18 protein-coding genes are annotated in these 18,607 nt (G+C 75.2%); 9 read left to right on the top strand and 9 right to left on the bottom strand.

The window, feature by feature from the left end:
* Positions 1-121 precede the first annotated feature (121 nt).
* The 7 genes from ACSP97_RS11665 to ACSP97_RS11635 all read right to left on the bottom strand — a co-directional run bounded on the left by ACSP97_RS11665 (position 122) and on the right by ACSP97_RS11635 (position 7,522).
* Positions 122-823 carry a YoaK family protein gene (locus ACSP97_RS11665; protein ID WP_440557407.1) on the bottom strand — a complete coding sequence of 234 codons (702 nt, stop codon included), beginning with the start codon at positions 821-823 and terminating at the stop codon, positions 122-124.
* Positions 824-1,089: 266 nt separating this feature from the next.
* On the bottom strand, positions 1,090-1,503 hold the full coding sequence (locus ACSP97_RS11660; RefSeq protein ID WP_355144286.1) for a transglycosylase SLT domain-containing protein: 414 nt from the start codon (positions 1,501-1,503) through the stop codon (positions 1,090-1,092).
* A gap of 344 nt (positions 1,504-1,847) precedes the next feature.
* On the bottom strand, positions 1,848-2,687 hold the full coding sequence (locus ACSP97_RS11655) for an ECF transporter S component (protein ID WP_440557405.1): 840 nt from the start codon (positions 2,685-2,687) through the stop codon (positions 1,848-1,850).
* Complete coding sequence (locus ACSP97_RS11650) at positions 2,684-4,393, bottom strand: ABC transporter ATP-binding protein (protein ID WP_440557403.1); 1,710 nt, start codon at positions 4,391-4,393, stop codon at positions 2,684-2,686. Before ACSP97_RS11650 ends, ACSP97_RS11655 begins: the two co-directional genes overlap by 4 nt.
* A complete protein-coding gene (locus ACSP97_RS11645; RefSeq protein WP_382072476.1) occupies positions 4,390-5,439 on the bottom strand; it encodes a CbiQ family ECF transporter T component in 1,050 nt (349 codons plus the stop codon). Before ACSP97_RS11645 ends, ACSP97_RS11650 begins: the two co-directional genes overlap by 4 nt.
* Positions 5,440-5,654: 215 nt before the next feature.
* Complete coding sequence (locus ACSP97_RS11640; protein ID WP_440557400.1) at positions 5,655-6,314, bottom strand: SCO2322 family protein; 660 nt, start codon at positions 6,312-6,314, stop codon at positions 5,655-5,657.
* Positions 6,311-7,522, bottom strand: coding sequence for a prenyltransferase/squalene oxidase repeat-containing protein (locus ACSP97_RS11635; protein WP_355323751.1), 1,212 nt, complete (start codon positions 7,520-7,522; stop codon positions 6,311-6,313). Before ACSP97_RS11635 ends, ACSP97_RS11640 begins: the two co-directional genes overlap by 4 nt.
* A 308-nt stretch (positions 7,523-7,830) precedes the next feature.
* Between ACSP97_RS11635 and ACSP97_RS11630 the strand changes: the two genes are divergently transcribed.
* The 5 genes from ACSP97_RS11630 (at position 7,831) to ACSP97_RS11610 (ending at position 13,023) form a co-directional block, all read left to right on the top strand.
* Positions 7,831-8,502: a phosphotransferase gene (locus tag ACSP97_RS11630; RefSeq protein ID WP_422130206.1), complete on the top strand. Its 672-nt coding sequence runs from the start codon at positions 7,831-7,833 to the stop codon at positions 8,500-8,502.
* A gap of 202 nt (positions 8,503-8,704) precedes the next feature.
* Positions 8,705-9,253, top strand: a complete 549-nt coding sequence (locus ACSP97_RS11625; RefSeq protein WP_358271574.1) for a toxin — start codon at positions 8,705-8,707, stop codon at positions 9,251-9,253.
* The gene (locus tag ACSP97_RS11620; RefSeq protein WP_440557398.1) at positions 9,250-10,386 is read left to right on the top strand and encodes an MAB_1171c family putative transporter; all 1,137 of its coding nucleotides are present in this window, start codon (positions 9,250-9,252) and stop codon (positions 10,384-10,386) included. The genes ACSP97_RS11625 and ACSP97_RS11620 overlap by 4 nt, the downstream gene beginning before the upstream one ends.
* A gap of 16 nt (positions 10,387-10,402) precedes the next feature.
* Positions 10,403-11,584 (top strand): MAB_1171c family putative transporter, encoded by a 1,182-nt coding sequence (locus tag ACSP97_RS11615; RefSeq protein WP_440557396.1) that lies wholly within the window; start codon positions 10,403-10,405, stop codon positions 11,582-11,584.
* A gap of 41 nt (positions 11,585-11,625) precedes the next feature.
* Complete coding sequence (locus ACSP97_RS11610; RefSeq protein ID WP_440557394.1) at positions 11,626-13,023, top strand: FAD-dependent oxidoreductase; 1,398 nt, start codon at positions 11,626-11,628, stop codon at positions 13,021-13,023.
* 21 nt (positions 13,024-13,044) lie between these two features.
* Here ACSP97_RS11610 and ACSP97_RS11605 read toward each other — a convergent pair whose 3' ends face one another.
* Entirely contained in the window at positions 13,045-13,494 is a 450-nt protein-coding gene (locus tag ACSP97_RS11605) for a nuclear transport factor 2 family protein (RefSeq protein ID WP_355528414.1), read from the bottom strand.
* 177 nt (positions 13,495-13,671) lie between these two features.
* Positions 13,672-14,295, bottom strand: coding sequence for a TetR family transcriptional regulator (locus ACSP97_RS11600; protein WP_358271448.1), 624 nt, complete (start codon positions 14,293-14,295; stop codon positions 13,672-13,674).
* Between the two features lie 221 nt (positions 14,296-14,516).
* Here ACSP97_RS11600 and ACSP97_RS11595 point away from each other — a divergent pair, with 221 nt between their 5' ends.
* The 4 genes from ACSP97_RS11595 (at position 14,517) to ACSP97_RS11580 (ending at position 18,546) form a co-directional block, all read left to right on the top strand.
* Positions 14,517-16,049 carry a glycosyltransferase family 4 protein gene (locus tag ACSP97_RS11595; protein WP_355528418.1) on the top strand — a complete coding sequence of 511 codons (1,533 nt, stop codon included), beginning with the start codon at positions 14,517-14,519 and terminating at the stop codon, positions 16,047-16,049.
* On the top strand, positions 16,043-16,789 hold the full coding sequence (locus ACSP97_RS11590; RefSeq protein WP_355144263.1) for a class I SAM-dependent methyltransferase: 747 nt from the start codon (positions 16,043-16,045) through the stop codon (positions 16,787-16,789). Before ACSP97_RS11595 ends, ACSP97_RS11590 begins: the two co-directional genes overlap by 7 nt.
* Complete coding sequence (locus ACSP97_RS11585) at positions 16,786-17,856, top strand: prenyltransferase (protein ID WP_355144261.1); 1,071 nt, start codon at positions 16,786-16,788, stop codon at positions 17,854-17,856. Before ACSP97_RS11590 ends, ACSP97_RS11585 begins: the two co-directional genes overlap by 4 nt.
* Before the next feature lie 108 nt (positions 17,857-17,964).
* Positions 17,965-18,546 (top strand): hypothetical protein, encoded by a 582-nt coding sequence (locus tag ACSP97_RS11580; protein WP_355323731.1) that lies wholly within the window; start codon positions 17,965-17,967, stop codon positions 18,544-18,546.
* The last annotated feature ends 61 nt before the right edge of the window (positions 18,547-18,607 follow it).

Below are 18,607 nucleotides of genomic sequence, written 5' to 3'. Positions count from 1 at the left end.
GGGTGCAGTCTGCGGACGCGGTGCCCGCCGCCGCAAGGGTCGTGCAACGGTGGAAGCCGTGATCCGCACGGCGTGCGGCAGCGGGGTCGGGGAGCCGCGGGGGCCACCGGCCGGGCGGGCGCTACTCGCGGCCGGAGGCGGTCACCGCCGGCACCGCCGATCCCACGGCCGCGAGCAGCAGTGGAACGCCCAGGCCGTGGTGCAGTACCAGCCAGGCGCCCAGAAAGGCGCCGGCGAGCATGGCGAGCACCGAGGCGGCGCGGCGCGGGGAGCGGAGCCCGGTGCCGTTGCCGAGGCGGGAGTCGGCGACCAGCCCGGTCAGGGTGCCGGTCAGTACCGTGGTGGTCAGGTCGGCGATCCCGAGCTTGCGGACGGTGGCGTTGCGCAGGCCCATCGCGAGGGCGGTGAGGGCGATGAGCACGTAGGCGGCGCCCGCGTCGTGCGGCCAGGTGAAGGCCACCGCCGCGGACAGTCCCACCAGGGCGGCCTCGGCCGCCAGGCTCAGCCGGGCCCAGCGGCGCCGGGACCCGCTGCGGAACCGGGCCGCGACCCGGCCGCCCACCACGGCGCCGAGCAGGAAGCAGCCCAGCGAGGTCGCGGTGTGCGGTACCGAGAACCCGGGCGCCCCCGCCGCCGCGAAGCCCAGCACCACGACGTTGCCGGTCATGTTGGCCGTGAAGACCCGGCCGAGTCCGAGGTAGCTGACGGCGTCGATCAGGCCGCTCACCACGGTCAGCGCGAGCAGGACGACGACCAGCCGCAGTCCGCGTGCCTCCGGGTCCGGTTCGGCCCCCGCCGGTTCCGCTGTCTTCGGCGTCGTCATCGTTCCTCCGGTTCGCCGGACGGACAGGGCGAGGACAACTCCACCACGGGGGCGGGGGAAAACGGGGGAAAGCCGGGTTGGGTGGGCGGGGACAACCGAACGGCACGGGCGCGGGCATGCGAACGCACCCTCGCCGCGCGGGGGGCGAGGGTGCGGTCGTCCGACCTGGGCGCCGTCGACCGCCAGGGGGCGGGACGGGCCGGCCGGGATGGCGCGCTGGTTCGGTGCCGGAGCGGGGTGAGCGGTCCGGTGGTCGTGGGAGCGGCTCAGTACCAGCCGTTCGCCTGCCAGAAGGACCAGGCCTTGACCGGGCTGCCGTAGCGGGAGTTCATGTAGTTCAGGCCCCACTTGATCTGGGTGGCCGGGTTGGTCTTCCAGTCGGCGCCCGCGGAGGCCATCTTGGAGCCCGGCAGGGCCTGGACCAGGCCGTAGGCGCCGGAGGAGCTGTTGGTGGCGGTCGGGTTCCAGCCGCTCTCCCGCTCGACGATCTTGCTGAACGCGTTGAACTGCGCGGCGTCCGGGATCATCTTGTGCGCGATCGCCTGGGCGGAGGAAGCGGAGGCGGGGGCGGCCTGGGCGGGGGCCGCGGACAGCGCCATGCCGGAGGTGGCGGCGGCCACGGCGGCGACGGTGAGGGCCTTCTTCGGGGAGGCGATGCGACGGATCACGGAAACGGACACGGAGAACCTCTTGCGTCGGGGACAAGGAATCGCCGCGCACGAGCCCCTGGGGGCGGGCCGCGTTCTCGCGACCGGCATGCGTCGGCGCCGCGACCCTGAGGGCCCGTGGCGCCTGGCGACGCCGACCAGATAAGCAGCCCGGACAACCGCCCGCAATCACCGCATTTACTAGTTGCGGCCGGATGGGCGCGCCCTGTCCGCTATGTGGCGCAAGCCGCAAACCGCAGGTCAAAGGGGGTGCGGGTCGTCGTACCTGGGCTGAACGGGGGTACGGCCGTCATTCGTAGGTGAACTGCGTCATGTGGGGTGCTTCACCGACCCGTTCACCGCACGGGTACGGCCCCTCACCCGACGGGGCCGTCGAAGGTGACCGGGGTCTCGAAGGCGGCCCGGCGGGTGGCCCGGCGCAGCGCGCGCAGCACCGCCGGGCCGAGCGCGAAGGTCAGCACCAGCGTGCACAGGGCCCGGCCCAGGTCCCAGCCGAGGGAGGTGGCCAGGCAGTAGGCGACGAAGCGGGCCAGATTGGCGGCGACCGAGTCGCCCGGGTGGAAGGAGATGCCCGACGCGGTGGCGCCCATGAAGGGCCAGCCGGCCAGGTTCATGACGGTGCCGTAGGCGAGGGAGGCGAGGAAGCCGTAGCCGGCCAGGAGCAGCAGTTCGGCCCTGCCGCGCAGCCGTACCGGGCCCGGCAGCAGGCCCGCGCCCATCGCGAACCAGCCCATCGACAGCATCTGGAACGGCAGCCAGGGGCCGACCCCGCCGGTCAGCAGCGCGGACGCGAACATCGTCACCGAGCCCAGCGCGAACCCGAAGCCGGGGCCGAGGACGCGGCCGCTGAGCACCAGCAGGAAGAACATCGGCTCGATCCCGGCCGTGCCCGCGCCGATCGGCCGCAGCGCGGCGCCGGTCGCGGCCAGCACGCCGAGCGTCGCGACCGCCTTGGGCCCGAGGTCCGACTCCGAGATGGTGGCGGCGACCACCGCGACCAGCAGGATCAGCAGGCCCGCGAAGAGCCAGGGGGCGTCCTGGGCGTGCGCGCCGAGCCGGGAGTCGGGCGGGGCGAGGAAGGGCCAGCCGAAGCCGACCGCACCGACCGCGGAGACCAGGACCAGGGCGGCGACGGACCGGGGGCCGAGGCGGACGGCGCGCACCCGGGGGGCCCGGGTCGCGGGGGAGGGGCTCATCCCAGGGCCTCCCGCACCTCGGCCACGGTCAGCCACCGCTGGGGGGCCAGGATCTTCGTCACCTGCGGGGCGAAGGACGGCGACGACACCACGATCTGGGCCGTGGGACCGTCCGCGATCACCTCGCCCTCGGCCAGCAGCACCACCCGGTGCGCGACCTCCGCGGCCAGCTCCACGTCGTGCGTGGCCAGCACGATCGCGTGCCCCTCGGCGGCGAGGCCGCGCAGCGTGGTCACCAGCCGGGCCTTCGCCGCGTAGTCCAGGCCGCGGGTGGGCTCGTCCAGCAGGAGCAGCGGCGGGCGGGCGGCCAGCACGACGGCCAGCGCCAGCGCCAGGCACTGTCCCTCGGAGAGGTCGCGGGGGTGGGTGTCGTCGGCGATGCCCGGCAGCAGCCGGGACAGCAGGGCGCGGCAGGTGCCGGGGTCCGCGCCCGCGTCCTGGTCGGCGGCGGCGCATTCGGCCGCCACCGTGTCGGCGTACAGCAGGTCGCGCGGTTCCTGCGGGACCAGGCCGACGTGCCGGATCAGCTCGCGGGGCGCGGTGCGGTGCGGGGCGGCGCCGCCGACGGTCACCGTGCCGGAGGTGGGTTCGAGCAGGCCGACGAGGGTGTTGAGGAGGGTGGACTTGCCGGCGCCGTTGCGGCCCATGAGGGCGATGGTCTCGCCGGGGGCGACGGTGAGCGAGAGGCGGTCGAGGGCGGTGACGTGGGCGCGGCGGACGGTGAGGGCGTCCGCGGTCGCCAGCGGGGCGGGCCCGGTGGCGGGGGCGGTCTTGGGGCGGCGGCCGAACAGGCGGCCCGTGCCCCGGCCGGCCGGGGCGGGCACCGTGTGCGCGGGCGGGTGGGGTGCCGCCGTGCTCCGCGTCGGTTCGGCCGTGCGGCCGTCCGCGGCCGCGGACAGTCGTTCCCGCAGTTCCCCCGCCCTGCGGCGGGCGTCCCGGACGGTCAGCGGGAGGGGGGACCAGCCGGCCAGCCGGCCCAGGGCGACCACCGGGGGATGGACCGGCGAGACGGACATGACGTCGGCCGGGGTGCCGGTGACGGGGGGCCGGCCGGGAGCGGGGAGGAGGACGACCCGGTCGGCGTAGTGGACGACGCGTTCGAGGCGGTGTTCGGCCATGAGGACCGTGGTGCCCAGGTCGTGCACCAGGCGCTGGAGCACGGCCAGTACCTCCTCCGCGGCGGCCGGGTCCAGCGCGGAGGTCGGCTCGTCCAGGACGAGCACCCGGGGGTGGGGGGTGAGGACGGAGCCGATGGCGACGCGCTGGCGCTGGCCGCCGGAGAGGGTGGCGATGGGGCGGTCCCGCAGGCCGGCCAGGCCCAGCAGGTCGAGGGTCTCCTCCACCCGGCGCCGCATCACGTCGGGGGCGAGGCCCAACGACTCCATGCCGTAGGCGAGTTCGTCCTCCACGGTGTCCGTGACGAAGTGGGCGAGCGGGTCCTGGCCCACCGTGCCGACGACATCGGCGAGTTCGCGTGGTTTGTGGGCGCGGGTGTCGCGGCCGGCGACGGTGACCCGGCCGCGCAGGGTGCCGCCGGTGAAGTGCGGGACCAGGCCGCTGACCGCGCCGAGCACCGTCGACTTGCCGACCCCGGACGGGCCGACGAGGAGCACCAGTTCGCCCTCCGGCACCTCGAAGTCGACGCCGCGCACGGTGGGTTCGGCGGCGCCGTCGTACGTCACGCTGACATCCTCGAAGCGGATCACGAGTGCTCCCTGGGGACGGCGAAGGCGGGCAGCAGGGCGAGGAGGACCGCGGCGGCGGGCCACAGGGGCAGGGACGGCGCGGTCAGCGGGACCACGCCCGGGTGCAGCGCCTCCGGGGCGCGCGCCGAGGCGAGGGTGAGCAGCGCGGCCACGGCGACGCCGGAGCCGGTGACCAGCCAGGCGCGGGCGTCCCAGCGGTCGGGGCGGTAGCGGGTGCGCAGCGAGCGGCGGCCGCCCAGGCGCAGTCCCGCAAGGGCGGCGGCGACCCCGGCGAGCAGCAGCGGGATCCCGTACCCGCCGCCCTCGGCGGTGAGCAGCCCGTAGGTGCCGGCGCAGACGCCGAGCAGCCCGCCGAGGGTGAGCGCGGCGGTGGTGCGGCGGACCCGGGCGGGGACCTCGGCGGCGCGGCCGTAGCCGCGCGCCTCCATCGCGGCGGCGAGGGCGACCGAGCGCTCCAACGCGCCCTCCAGGACCGGGAGTCCGACCTGGAGCAGGCCCCGGACGCCGCGGTCGGGGCGGCCGCGCAGCCGGCGGGCGGCGCGCAGCCGCTGCACGTCGGCGATCAGGTGCGGGGCGAAGGTCAGGGCGACGACGACGGCGACGCCGGTCTCGTACAGGGCGCCGGGGAGGGACTTCAGCAGGCGCGAAGGGCTCGCGAGGGCGTTCGCGGCGCCCACGCAGATCAGCAGGGTGGCCAGTTTCAGCCCGTCGTAGGCCGCGAAGACGAGGGCCTCCGCGGTGACCTCGCCGCCCAGGCGGATGCCCTGCGCCCAGTGCGGCAGGGGGATCTCCGGGAGGGTGAGCAGGGTGTGGGTGCCGGGGATCGGGGAGCCGAGTACCACCGCGAACACGAGGCGGACGAGGAGGACGGCGAGGGCGAGCCGGGCGAACGCGGTGTAGGAGCGGGCCCAGGGGGCCGCGGAGCGGTGCGTGGCCACGACGTACGCCGACGCGGCGATGAGCAGGGCGAGGAGCAGGGGGTTGGTGGTGCGGGTGGCGGCGGTGCCCAGGGAGGTCGCCCAGAGCCACCAGGCGCCGGGGTGCACGGTGGCACCGCCGGGCCGCCGGGAACGCGCAGGCGCCGGGACGGGCGGAACCGCGCGAGCGGCCGTGGACGGGCCGCGTCCGGTCCCCGATGTGCCGGTCCCGGTCCCGGCCGGGCGCCGGCCGGGTGCGGCGGCCGGTGCGGGACGGTCGCCGTCGCCCGGCGTCCGCCCGCGGGGAACCGCGCGACCGGTCCCGGCCCGGCCCTTCGGCGGAGTCATCCGCGTCGCCGTCGCGACTGCCACACCGCCGCGCCCGCGAGCAGCACGACGACACCCGCGCCGATCGGCAGCCCCAGGGACGGGCCGCCGGACGAGGCGGCCGGCTTCTCGGTGGCGGCCGGACCGGCGGAGCCCGCCGAGCCGTCCGTGGAGACCTGCTCGCCGCACCCCTTGCGGGGATACCCGGAGATCGCGCACAGCAGGGCGTTGGTGTCGTACCGCAGCGGCTTGGCCACGGCGGCCAGCGCCTGCGCGGCGGACGCCGACGGCGCGACGCGGGCGCAGGCCGTGCGGCGGGCCGGCGGGGTCTCGCCGGACGGCGCGTCGGCCTCGACGCCGAAGTCGAGGACCAGCGCCACCCGCTTCGTGCCGGCCTTCGCGGGCGTGTGCGCGCAGATGGTGCCGAAGTCCGCCGTGCCGCGCGGCTCGCTCGCGTCCGCGGAGTCCGCGCTCACGGAGAACCGGAAGCCCTCCACCGCGCCGTCGTCGGGGCGGGCGAGCGAGGGGCCCTGGGTGGCGTACGTCCAGTGGTCGCCGGAGCGCTCCCAGAAGGACCAGTAGCGGTAGCCCGCGGCCTGCGCCTGCCCGGCCCCCGCGGCCGACAGCAGCGCCAGGGCGGCCAGCAGCACCGGCACGGCACGGCGGACGGCGGTCACGACTGCTGCTTCTTCCGGGTGCTGAGCAGGAAGCCGATGCCGATGCCCGCGACGAGGCAGATGCCGACGCTCCACCAGACCCCCGCGTGCGAGCCGCCGTCGGCGGCCTTGGTCCGGTTCTCGGTGTGGCCCGCCACCACCGGGGCCGGGCCGAGGGCGGCGAGGGAGGTCACCAGGCTGGTGCCGCCGAAGTCGCCGGGCTGGGCGCCGACCGCGTGCGCGGCGAGGATCAGCTGGGCGTACGCGGCCGGGCCGGTCTGCGTGGCCCAGGGGCCCGCGTGCTTCTCCAGCCAGGCGTACGCCTTCTTGGCCGGCTCGGTCCGCCCGTCCGCGGCGAGCGCCACGACGGTGTCGGCGGTGTTGCCGTAGTCGGGCTGGTTCTCGGCGCCGGGGAGCGTGGAGGTGAGGTGACCGCTCCCGGCGACGGCCGCGGAGAGGTAGGCGCCGCCGTTGTCGGCGACCTGCGCCGGGGTGGGGTGGCCGGTCCCGGCGCAGGCGTCCTGCGCGGGGGGCTTGCCCTCCTCGGCCACGAAACCCTTGCCGAGCGCGCCGAGCACACCGGCCGCGGTGGCGTCCGCGTTGGCGGCCAGCTTGCCCTTCTTGTCGGGCTGGTAGGCGAGCGCGCCGCCGCCGTCCTGGTCGCAGGGGATGGACCAGCCGGCCAGCGCGTCGTAGGGCGACTTGCCGGACTTCTCGACGTGCGCCGGGTCGGCGCCGGTCGCGGCCAGCGCGCCGATGACGACGGAGGTGGAGTTGGCGTCGCTCGGGCTGCCGGGGTTGTAGCCCCAGCCGCCGTCCGTGTTCTGCGCCGACTTCAGCCAGCCGACCGCCTTGGTGACGGCGGCGTCGTGGCCGCCGACGGCGTGCAGTGCCTGTACGGCGGCGGCCGTGCTGTTGGTGTCCACCGTGGTCTTGGCGTCGCAGGCCTTGGCGGGGTCGGCGCGGAACGCGGCGAAGGCGCCGTTCGCGCACTGCTGGCCGGTGAGCCAGTCGACGGCACCGGCGGCCGGCCGGTAGCCGAGCGTGTGCAGGGCGGTCAGGGCCAGGGACTGGCGCCACACGCCGTCGTACGTGGGGTCCGACTTGCCGTAGAGCCCGGAGGGGACCGAGACCTTGGGGGAAGGGGACGGGCCGGCGGCCACGGCGGGTGCGGCGGCTGCCAGCACGCCTATGGCGGCGAGAGCCGCGGCATTGCGGCGGACGTTCATGGTCGGCGACTGCCTCTCCCTGCGGGGAGCCGGGCAGCGCACGGGAGGGCCCCGGGCGGCTCGACTCCGTAAACCTCGACGGTGCTGTGCGCGGCGGCGGCCGGCGCACACGAGCCGGTCAACGTGCCCCCCGGGGCGTTCCGGCTCGCCGCTCCGCGGGGAGACGGCTCACGGTTGCGGGTCAGCGCCGGAATTGCACCGGCTTTCCCCCGTACGGGTGTGATGACGACCCCGCCACTTTACCGGCAGCCCCACGGCCCCCGGGGAGTGGCCGTCGGCACGAGGTCCCGGTGATTAGGGTCACGGCCATGACAACCACCGGAAGACTGCTGGGCTCCGGCCGCTCGGCGGACGTCTACGAGATCGACGCCGACTGGGTGCTGCGCCGCGACCGCGAGGGCTGGGGGGACGCGGCGGCCGAGGGCGCCGTGATGACGTACGTACGGCGGCACGGCTATCCGGCACCCCGCGTCCGCCCCACCGGCTCACGCACCGAGCTGGTCCTGGAGCGGCTGTCCGGCCCCACCCTGCTCGGCGCCCTGACGCAGGGCCGGGCGGAGCCGGCGCGGGCGGGGGCGCTGCTCGCCCGGCTGCTGCGCCGGCTGCACGCCGTGCCGGGCCGGGACCCGCGCGACCCGGACGCGCGGGTGCTGCACCTGGATCTGCACCCCGACAACGTGATGCTCACCCCGGACGGGCCCCGGGTCATCGACTGGTCCAACGCCGAGGACGGGCACCCCGGACTGGACTGGGGCATGTCCGCGGTGATCCTCGCCCAGGTCGCCGTGGCCCCCGGCGCCCTCGCGGCGCCCGCCCGCGCGATGCTGACCGCCCTGCTGGCCGACCCCTCCGGGCTGACGGAGGAGGGGCTGGCGCAGGCGCTGCGGCGGCGCGCGGACAACCCGACGATGAGCGCGGCGGAGACCGGGCTGCTGGGGGAGGCGGGACGGCTGGTACGCGAGACCGGGCAACTGGCCTAGGCTTGCTTTCCGGTTGGCTGAAAAAACCGGAGACCGTCGCGCCCGAGGCGTTCGTTTCGGCCAGTCGGCGGGGTGGGCGGCAGCCCGTTTCTGACGTACGTCCCTTTCGTGACGTACGTGCCCGATCGGTGAAGCTGGCTGAAGCGGCGCGGAGTTGGCATATTGCGGTCAGACGTGACCGCTTGCAGCCTCCGGGGGAATGGTGCGAACAACCAGGAAGATGCGCCGGTTCGCCAACGAGCTGATCGATCCCCTCCGAGTGCCGATCCCCGCCGACCCCGGCGACCTGCTGGACGCGCTGGTCGAGTCCGCCACCCGCTGGCGCGGCCGGCCCATCGTCGTCCACCTCGCGAACTTCCCGCCGCAGACCTCCGCGACCGGCCTGTGGATCGACCGCGGCACCCGCGACGACATCGTCATCGAGGCCGACGCCCCGCCCTGGATGAAGCTGGTGATCCTGGGCCACGAGCTGTGGCACATGGCCGACGACGACCCGGCGCACCGCGCCGCGCACGCCGAGGGCGCCCTCGTGCCGGCCGGCGCCGACGACGCGCCGCCCACCGCCGCCCGCACCCGCTTCCTGGAGGCCGCCGAACAGCGGGCCGACCTGTTCGGCATGCTGATCGGCGACCGGCTGCGGCCCTGGCTGAAAGCATCCCCCGATTCCGTGTACGCGGCGCACACCTCCGGCCACGACGACCTCGCCGGACGCATCGGCGCGGCCCTCAACTACCGCGGGGCCGGCAGGTGAGCGACCTGATCAACTACGTCAGCTGCGGGCTGCTGTGGCTGGGCCTGCTGACCAAGGCGCCCGACCTGGCGCGGCGCTGGCGGGACCCCTTCCTGCTCACCCTCAGCACCGTGCTGGCCCTCTCCTCGCTGTGCTTCCTGTTCGGCGCCCCCGACACGGTCGGCTTCGTCAACGACGTCAGCGGCGTACCCAACCTGGCCGCCCCGCTGACGTACGGCACCATCACCGCCTACGGCGCCGCCTCCCTCGCGCTCGTCATGCGCTGGCGCGGCGGCCCCGGCACCACCCGCGCGATCCGCCGCTGGACCCTCGGCTACACCGCCGTACTCGCGGGCATCGCCGCCCTGTTCGTCCTCGGCGACGCCTCCGTGGAGCGCCGTACGGACTTCGACACGTACTACGCCACCACGCCCTACATCGGCGAGATGATCGTCCTGTACCTCGCCGCGCACCTGACCGCCGCCCTGGTCACCGCCTACCGCTCGCTGTCCTGGGCCCGGCGGCTGCGCGGCCCGCTGCGCGCCGGTCTGGTGACCATGGGGGTGGGCACCGTGGCCGGGTGCGGCTACAGCGCCGCCAAACTCGTGGCCGTGGGCGCCCGGTGGGGCGGACACGACTGGTCCGCGCTCGGCACGACCTTCGCGTCCGCCTGCGCCGGGCTCAGCGCGGCGCTCACCGTCGTCGGCATCGTGATCCCGCTCTTCGCGCCCTTCCTGGCCGAGCGGGTGTGCTGCTGGCGGACGTACGCACGGCTCGGCCCGCTGGAACGGGCGCTCACCGGACTGCTCACCCGCGAGGCCCTGCGCGTGCCGCGCCCCCGGTGGCCCTCCGCCACCCGCTGGCTGACCTGGCGGCAGAGCTCCATCTACAACGGGCTGCACTACCTGGGGCGTTACCTGGACGAGGGGCTGTACCGGCAGACCTACGCCGACCAGCTGCGCGCGGGCGGCGACCCGCACGAGGCCCAGGCCGCCGCGTGGGCCGCCGCCATCGCCGCCGCCACCCGGGCGCCGCAGGAGCGGCGCGCGGAAGCGGCCGTACCGCTCGCCGACCGCCCCGACCTCCCGGCGCTGCTGCGCATCTCCGACGCGCTCGCCGACGGCACGGGCGACCGCGCCCTGGCCGTGGCCTGAAGGGAGCCGTCGCGCCATGAGCCTGATCGTCTACACGGTCGCGAGCCTGTTCACCGCGACCGCCCTGCTGGTCTTCCGCAGGCCGCGGCTCGCCCTGCGGGACCCGCTGACCGCCTCCACCTGCATGTCGATCTTCCTCGGCGGACTGTGCTTCTTCTGCTCGGCCCCCGTCACCCTCGGCGCGGTGAACCACCTCACCCGCATCCCCAACTTCGGCGCCCCGATGACCTACAGCGTCATCTCCGCCTACAGCGCCTCGCTGCTGATCCTGCTGATCAACTGGCGCGGCGGACCGGCCGAGCGGGTACGGCGCCAGGCGATGCGGGTGATCACCGTGTACAGCCTGGTGATCATCGCCGTGATCACCCTGTTCGCGCTGGCCGACGCGCCGGCCGAGCGGCTGCGGGACCTGGACACCTACTACGCCAACACCCCGTACATGCGCGAGATGATCGTGCTGTACCTCCTCGGACACGGCGCCTGCGCGCTGATCACCATCTATGTGTGCCTGCGCTGGTCGCGGGAGGTCACCGGCATCCTCCGGGTCGGGCTGCGGCTGATCATGGCGGGCCTGGCCGTGGACGTCACCGGCTTCGAGGGCGCCAAGCTGACGGCGGTGGCGGCCCGCTGGGCCGGGCACGACCTGGACCGGCTGTCCACCGGCCTCGCCCCGCGCGCCGCCGCCCTGGGCGCGCTGCTGTGCGCGGCCGGCTTCGTGCTGCCCCGGCTGCTGCCCGCGGCCCTCGCCCAGTGGCACAGCGTCTGGGACTACCGGGCGCTCGGCCCCCTGTGGGCGGAGCTGCGCGGCGTGCCGACCGCCCCCAAGCCCGCACCGCCGCGCTGGCTGCTGCCGCGCGGCCGGCTGTACTACCGCGAGCTGCGCATCCTCGACGCGCTGCTCGCTCTCCAGTCCCGCTGCGACGGCCGGGTGCGCGAGACGGCGTACCAGCGGGCCCGGGCCCAGGGCAGCCCGCCCGGCGAGGCGCACTTCATCGCGGCCGCCGCCATGGTCGTGGACGCCGCCCGGCAGGCCCGGCTGCCCCACCCGGCCGAGAGCGCCGGACCGGAGGGCACCGACCGGCTGCACACGGCCCTCTTCTCGGACACCCGGGAACTCGTACGGCTCGCCCGGGCGTTGGCCGGATCACCCGTCGTCGAGGCGGCTCGGCAGGGCGCGGCACGGACCGCGGGCGGCTGAGGCCGCCCGGTGCGGACGTCCGAGCGGAGGGAAGAGGAAGCGTGAACGCACGAAGAGCCGTTGTCATCGGGGCCGGACCGGCCGGTCTGCTGGCCGCCGCGGCGCTGTCGCCGGCCGTGGACGAGGTCGTCGTCCTCGATCGCGACGAGCTGCCCGAGGGGCCCGAGCACCGCACCGGGGTGCCGCAGTCCCGGCACGCCCATCTGCTGATGCCCGGCGGCATGGACGCGATGGAGGAGCTGCTGCCCCGGGCCGGCCTGCGGGCGGAGCTGCTGGCGGCGGGCGCCCGGGAGACGGCGCTGAGCCGCGACATGGTGGCGCTCACCCCGGTGGGCTGGTTCCGGCGCTGGCGGCACCGTTCGCACGTCACGATCACCTCCAGCCGGCCGCTGCTGGAGTGGGTGGTGCGCCGGGCGGTGCTGCGCTGCGGCGAGAACGTGCGGATCCGGCGCGCGCAGGTGACCGGGCTGCGCGGCAGCGCCCGCCGGGTGACCGGGGTGCGGCTGGCCGGCCCGGACGGCGGCCCCACGCAGGACCTGGACGCGGACTGGGTGGTGGAGGCCGGCGGCCGCGGCACCCGGCTGCTGACCTGGCTCGACACCATCGGCGTGCACGGCGTCCGCGAGCGCGGCGTCGACAGCGGCCTGGCCAACGCCACCCGGGTCTACCGCGTCCCGGACGGGGCCCGCGACTGGCCGATGACCCTGATCCAGGCCGACCCCTGGAGCGGGCGGCCCGGCCGCAGCGCCATGATCGTGCCCATCGAGCACGGCAGGTGGATGGTGAGTCTCGGCGGGATGCGCGGCAGCGAGCCCCCGAAGGACCCCGAGGGCTTCGTCGACTACGCGCTGGGCCTCCCGAGCCCCCTGGTGGGCCGGCTGATCCGGGCCGCCGAGCCCCTCGGCCCGGTGCACGTCAGCCGCAGCACCAGCAACTCCCGCCGGTACCTGGAGGACGCGCCCGTGTGGCCGGAGGGCTTCGTGGTGCTCGGGGACGCGGCGGCCACGTTCAACCCGATCTACGGGCAGGGCATGTCGGTCGCGGCGCACGGCGCCCTGGCCCTCGCCCGGGCACTGCGCGAGGACGGCATCGGCACCCCCGGGCTGGCCCGCCGGGTCCAGCGCGCGGTGGGCCGGGCCGCCGACGGCGCCTGGACGATGGCCGTCAGCACCGACGTCCTCTACCCCGGCGTGGAGGGCGGCCGGGCGACCCCCGGGGACCGGATGGCCGCCGCCTACTCGCAGCGGCTGACGCGGGCGGCCACCGGGTCGTACACCGCGGCCGCCGCGCTGTGGGACGTCACCACCCTGCGCACCCCGCCGTCCCGGCTGTTCCGCCCGGACGCCCTGCTGCACAGCCTCGCCGGGCCGCCGCTGCCCGCCCTCGCCGGGCCGCCGCTGACCGCGGCCGAACAGGCCTTCCTGTCCGGCCTCGGCTGAGCCGGGCCGTCCCGCGCGGCCTCAGCGGACCGAGGGGGTGGGGCCGCCGAAGGGCAGGCGCAGCACCCGGGAGGCCAGCAGCCAGCCGTCGCCGGTCCGCCGGAAGGTGTCCTCGTAGTGCCCGACCTGGACCGGTGGCCCGGCGGGCACGAGGCCGCCGGTGCAGCCGTCGACGCGGTGCGTCGAGAAGTACGAGACCGCCGTCGCCGTCTCCGCGGAGACCACCGTGACCAGGATGCTGGACATCAGACGGCGCGAGAGCCGGTCGGCGGGGCGGGCGCCGAAGTACTCCCCGAGCGCCGCCCGCCCCCGCACCCGGCGTCCGTCCCCGGGCGGCGGCCACTCCCAGCTGCCGTCCTCGGTGAACAGCTCGGCCACCGAGGCCGGTTCGCCGAGGTCGAGGCGGTGCACGAAATCCACGATCAGGCGCTCGCAGGCGCGTTCGGCGAGCAGCCGCTGCACAGGGTCCATGGGGCCGCTGTGTACCGGCCCGCGCCCGTCGCGGCCACCGGGAACCACACCGCCGCGTACGTCACCGGATCGCTCCCCGGCGCCGGTTCCGCGCGACCCGCCCGACGAGGTGGCGACACGGCGGCGGCCGGGACCCGTCCGGGGGAGGCCGTCTCGATCCCCCCCGGGGCCCCGCCGTCAGCGGTCCGCCGCGGCCGGGTCCGGCAGGTCGATCAGCCGGCAGACCGTCTCGATGTCGATCCGCACCTGGGCGATGGAGGCCCGCCCGGACAGCCAGGTGATCAGGGCCGAGTGCCAGGTGTGCTCGATGACGCGGACCACGGAGAGCTGCTCGTCGGTGGGGTCTTCCAGGCCCATGGCGTCGAGGATGATCGCCGTCGTCCGGCGGGAGACCTGGTCCACCTCCGGGCTGACGCTGCGGTCCGCGAAGGTCAGGGCGCGGACCATGGCGTCGGCCAGCTGCGGCTCGCGCTGGAGCGCGCGGAAGGCCCGCATCAGCGTCCGGGCCACCCGCTCGGCGGGCGCCTCGCCCGCGGGCGGCCTGCGGCGCAGGGCGCCGTGCATGCGCTCCAGCTGGTCCTGCATGGTGGCCACCAGGAGGTGCACCTTGGACGGGAAGTAGCGGTACAGCGTGCCGAGGGCCACCTGGGAGGACTCGGCCACCTCGCGCATCTGCACCGCGTCGAAGCCGCCCCGGCCGGCCAGCTGCGCGCTCGCCTGCAGGATGCGGCGGCGGCGGGCCTGCTGCCGTGCGGTGAGGGGTGGCGAGGCGGGACGCGACGTACTGGCTTGCGCAGGCATGGGTCCCCGTTCCGTGACAATCGGTGAGGGTGTCGGTAGAGCACGTGATCGGACAGCACGGCAGGACCGCGCGCCGTGGCGCGAATCACCTGATCCACTGCTCACAGCGCCCCTACCTGCCGGTAGATTCGGAGCCTCTTGAACGATCAAGTCTGAAACTTGTTCTAGATTAGCGTCCCGTCGTAGTCTCGCGGGACAGTGCTGGCAGAAGGGGGCACGGAGTGACCGCTGAGGCCCGGGAAGCGGGTGCCCGCGAGGACTCGGCCGCCGACGGCGGGAAACCGCTCGACATCGCGCTCCTCACCTACAAAGGGAACCCGTTCTGCGGCGGGCAGGGCGTCTACGTACGGCACCTCTCGCGCGAACTGGCCCGCCTCGGACACCGCGTCGAGGTCATCGGCTCCCAGCCCTACCCGGTGCTCGACGAGGGATACCCGGCGCTCACCCTGACCGAGCTGCCCAGCCTCGACCTCTACCGCCAGCCCGACCCCTTCCGCACCCCGGGCCGCGACGAGTACCGGGACTGGATCGACGCCCTCGAAGTCGGCACGATGTGGACCGGCGGCTTCCCCGAACCGCTGACCTTCTCGCTGCGCGCCCGCCGTCATCTGCGGGCCCGGCGCGGCGAGTTCGACGTCGTCCACGACAACCAGACCCTCGGCTACGGCCTGCTCGGCGACATCGGCGCGCCCCTGGTCACCACGATCCACCACCCCATCACCGTCGACCGGCAGCTGGAGCTGGACGCGGCCGAGGGCTGGCAGCGCCGGTACTCGGTGCGCCGCTGGTACGCCTTCACCCGGATGCAGAAGCGCGTCGCCCGCCGGCTGCCCTCGGTGCTCACCGTCTCCGGCAGCTCCCGGCAGGAGATCGTGGACCACCTCGGGGTGCGACAGGACCGCGTGCACGTGGTGCACATCGGCGCCGACACCGACCTGTTCGCGCCGAACCCGGCCGTCCCCGAGGTGCCCGGACGCATCGTCACCACCTCCAGCGCCGACGTCCCGCTCAAGGGGCTGGTGTTCCTGGTGGAGGCGCTGGCCAAGGTGCGCACCGAGCATCCGGCCGCCCACCTCGTCGTCGTCGGCAAGCGTCCCACCGAGGGGCCGGTCGCCCAGGCGATCGAGCGGTACGGCCTCGACGGCGCCGTGGAGTTCGTCAAGGGCATCTCCGACGCCGAGCTGGTCGACCTGATCCGGTCCGCCGAGGTCGCCTGCGTGCCCTCGCTGTACGAGGGGTTCTCGCTGCCCGCCGCCGAGGCGATGGCGACCGGCACCCCGCTGGTCGCGACCACCGGCGGCGCGATCCCCGAGGTGGCGGGACGCGACGGCGAGACGTGCCTGGCCGTGCCGCCCGGCGACGCGGGGGCGCTGGCCGCCGCGCTCGGCCGGCTGCTCGGCGACCGCGAGCTGCGGCTGCGGCTCGGCGACGCGGGCCGCGAGCGGGTGCTGGCCAACTTCACGTGGGCGCGCGCGGCCCAGGGCACGGTCGCCCGGTACCGGGAGGCCATCGCCCGCTCCGCGCACCGGGCCCGCGCCGACCGCCCCGCGCGCTCCCCGGGCGCCGCCGGACGCCCCGGGCCCGCGCGGGATCGTTCCGCGCCCGGTGGCGACCGCTCCCCGGCCGGCGCACCCGCCGTGGCCCCCGAGCCCCCCGCGTCCGGTGGCGACGGCTCCGCGCCCCGGACTCCCGGCCGCTCCGCGGCCCCGGCAAACACCGCAGGCGTCTCTTCCGAAAGCAGGGCCACGTGCTGACCGTCGACTTCTCCCGGTTCCCGCTCGCCCCCGGCGACCGTGTCCTGGACCTCGGCTGCGGGGCCGGCCGGCACGCGTTCGAGTGCTACCGGCGCGGCGCCCGGGTCGTGGCCCTGGACCGCAACGCCGAGGAGATCCGCGAGGTCGCCAAGTGGTTCGCGGCGATGGAGCAGGAGGGCGAGGCCCCCGAGGGCGCCACCGCCACCGCCATGGAGGGCGACGCGCTCGCGCTGCCCTTCCCCGACGAGTCCTTCGACGTCGTGATCATCTCCGAGGTGATGGAGCACATCCCCGACGACAAGGGCGTGCTCGCCGAGATGGTGCGCGTGCTCAAGCCGGGCGGCCGGATCGCGATCACCGTGCCCCGCTACGGCCCGGAGAAGGTCTGCTGGGCGCTGTCCGACGCCTACCACGAGGTCGAGGGCGGCCACATCCGCATCTACAAGGCCGACGAACTGGTGGCCAAGGTCCGCGAGGCCGGCCTCAAGCCCTACGGCAGCCACCACGCGCACGCCCTGCACGCCCCCTACTGGTGGCTGAAGTGCGCCTTCGGCGTCGACAACGACAAGGCGCTGCCGGTGCGCGCGTACCACAAGCTCCTGGTCTGGGACATCATGAAGAAGCCGCTGGCCACCCGGCTGGCCGAGCGGACACTCAACCCGGTGATGGGCAAGAGTTTCGTGGTCTACGCGACCAAGCCGCACCTGCCCCGCCTCGCCGAGGAGGCGGCCGCCCGGTGACCACCCCCCGGACAGAACACCTCGTCCTGCCCGGAGTCCTCACCGCCGAGCAGGCCGCCGCGACCGTACGCGGCATCCTGGCCGGTCAGCGGGAGGACGGCGCGATCCCGTGGTTCCGGGGTCACCACCTGGACCCGTGGGACCACACCGAGGCCGCCATGGCCCTGGACGCCGCCGGTGAGCACGAGGCCGCCGAACGCGCCTACCTCTGGCTCGCCCGGCACCAGAACCAGGACGGCTCCTGGTACGCCGCCTACGCCGACGGCGCCCACGACGAGGTCACCGACCGCGCCCGCGAGTCCAACTTCGTGGCCTACATAGCCGTCGGGGTCTGGCACCACTACCTCTCCACCGGCGACGACACGTTCCTGGACCGCATGTGGCCGTGTGTGTACGCGGCCGTGGAGTGGGTGCTCGCCCTCCAGCAGCCCGGCGGGCAGATCGGCTGGCGGCGCGAGGACGACGGCACGCCGTCCGCCGACGCCCTGCTGACCGGCAGCTCCTCCGTGCACCACGCGCTGCGCTGCGCCCTCGCCATCGCCGAGCAGCGCGAAGAGGCGCAGCCCGACTGGGAGTTGGCGGTGGGCGCGCTGCGGCACGCGATCCGCCGGCACCCGGAGCGCTTCCTGGACAAGGACCGCTACTCGATGGACTGGTACTACCCGGTCCTCGGCGGCGCCCTGACCGGAGCGGAGGCCGAGGCGCGGATAGCCCGGGACTGGGACCGGTTCGTCGTGCCCGGTCTCGGCGTGCGCTGTGTCGTGCCCAACCCGTGGGTGACCGGCGGCGAGTCCAGCGAACTGGCGCTCGCGCTGTGGGCGGTGGGCGAGTCCGACCGGGCGCTGGAGATCCTGAAGTCCATCCAGCACCTGCGGGACCCGGAGTCCGGCCTGTACTGGACCGGCTACGTCTTCGAGGACGACGCCGTCTGGCCGCGGGAACTGACCACCTGGACGGCGGGTTCCCTGCTGCTCGCGGTCGCCGCGCTGGGCGGACACGAGGCCACCTGCGCGGTGTTCGGCGGCGACCGCCTCCCGTCCGGCCTGGACCCGGACTGCTGCCGCTGACCGCGGCGGCGGGCCGGGGCCGTGTTCCCCCGAGTGGCGTAACCGCCCGCGCGGAGTGACGCTGGCTGAGGAAGCCCCCCACTCGGAAAGACACGCCGGGAGGACCCCGTGCCTGTACCGATACGGCGCCTCTGCGTGGCGCTGACCCTGTGCTGTGCCCTGGTAGCCGGTGCCACGGCCTGCGGAAACACCAACGCCGGTTCCCATGCCGGTAGCAAGACCGTCACCGCGGCGGCGCTCGACCAGCGCGCGGCCACGCCCAGTCCCACCACGCCCGCCGAGCGGCAGAAGTTCGCCAAGACCCGGTTCGTGGCGAACGCGGGCCTCGCGGCCGGAGCCACCTACCAGTGGATCGTGAAGCCGTGGAAGGCCGGCAAGTTCAAGAAGGGCGCGCACGGCCGCAGGACGGCCCTGGTGAAGGCCGGTGTCGCCGGTCTGTTCACCTACAACCGGCTCAAGGCCGCCGAGCGCAACGCCAAGGGCGACCCCACGCTGTCCAAGGCGCTCGCCCCGCTGAGCAAGAGCATCGAGAACCTGCGCGACCTGCCGGCCAAGCTGCGCGGTGGCGACACCAACGCGGCGAACAGCTTCAACGACGTCATCAACAACGTGAAGGACGCGGGCAAGAGCGCGGGCGCGCCGGTGCAGAACAAGGTGCCGTCCGCGGGCGAGCTCAGGAGCGGTTCCTGAACTCCTGGACGGCACATGCTTCCTGACGGACATTCAGGAAGCAGCCGGGAGACGACGGTAC

Source organism: Streptomyces sp. SCPE 10 (assembly GCF_051980735.1).
Taxonomy (GTDB): Bacteria; Actinomycetota; Actinomycetes; order Streptomycetales; family Streptomycetaceae; genus Streptomyces; species Streptomyces misionensis.
The sequence above is the reverse complement of the archived record's forward strand: the minus strand, read 5'-3'. Positions and strand labels throughout refer to the sequence as shown.

Bases quoted from the DNA above. Each gene is read 5' to 3' on its own strand.
- ACSP97_RS11600 (WP_358271448.1), bottom strand. From the start codon at position 14,295: ATGCCTGCGCAAGCCAGTACGTCGCGTCCCGCCTCGCCACCCCTCACC.
- ACSP97_RS11635 (WP_355323751.1), bottom strand. From the start codon at position 7,522: ATGAACGTCCGCCGCAATGCCGCGGCTCTCGCCGCCATAGGCGTGCTG.
- ACSP97_RS11655 (WP_440557405.1), bottom strand. From the start codon at position 2,687: ATGAGCCCCTCCCCCGCGACCCGGGCCCCCCGGGTGCGCGCCGTCCGC.
- ACSP97_RS11630 (WP_422130206.1), top strand. From the start codon at position 7,831: ATGACAACCACCGGAAGACTGCTGGGCTCCGGCCGCTCGGCGGACGTC.
- ACSP97_RS11665 (WP_440557407.1), bottom strand. From the start codon at position 823: ATGACGACGCCGAAGACAGCGGAACCGGCGGGGGCCGAACCGGACCCG.
- ACSP97_RS11605 (WP_355528414.1), bottom strand. From the start codon at position 13,494: ATGGACCCTGTGCAGCGGCTGCTCGCCGAACGCGCCTGCGAGCGCCTG.
- ACSP97_RS11615 (WP_440557396.1), top strand. From the start codon at position 10,403: ATGAGCCTGATCGTCTACACGGTCGCGAGCCTGTTCACCGCGACCGCC.